The sequence below is a fragment of the Nonomuraea diastatica genome (genome assembly GCF_004349015.1).
GTDB classification, from domain to species: Bacteria; Actinomycetota; Actinomycetes; order Streptosporangiales; family Streptosporangiaceae; genus Nonomuraea; species Nonomuraea diastatica.
The window spans coordinates 1-372 of the sequence record NZ_SMKP01000480.1 but is presented as its reverse complement, the minus strand read 5'-3'; the positions used below and the strand labels follow the sequence as shown (position 1 = coordinate 372).

Here is a 372-nt window from a genome sequence, read left to right as displayed (position 1 = left end):
TATCCGTGGCATCGAAACCGAACCAGCGCTCAGTGGCCGCGAACAACCGCAACACCTGCCGGTGCTCAACCACCACACCCTTCGGCCGACCCGTCGACCCCGACGTATAGATCACATAAGCCGCATCCCCCTCGACAGGCTCCCCAGCACGTTCGGGGACATCGTCCACATGCAGGACCGGAACCTCGACATCAAAGTCCATCCGGGTATTGACCAGCACCGCGTCCGGATCCGCGTCGGACAGGACATGCGCGATCCGCGCCGCCGGATAACCCGGATCCACCGGCACATACGTGCCACCGGCCCGCCACACCCCCAACAACATCGCCGGCAACTCCAACGCCCGCTCCGCACACACCACCACCCGCGAAC

Annotated in this window: 1 protein-coding gene; it reads right to left on the bottom strand. The window is 65.1% G+C overall.

Going from position 1 to position 372, the window contains the following annotated elements; translation table 11 throughout:
• The coding region (locus E1294_RS52255; protein ID WP_246083911.1) for an AMP-binding protein at positions 1 to 340 on the bottom strand (340 nt) is incomplete at its 3' end.
• Between the last annotated feature and the right edge of the window lie 32 nt (positions 341 to 372).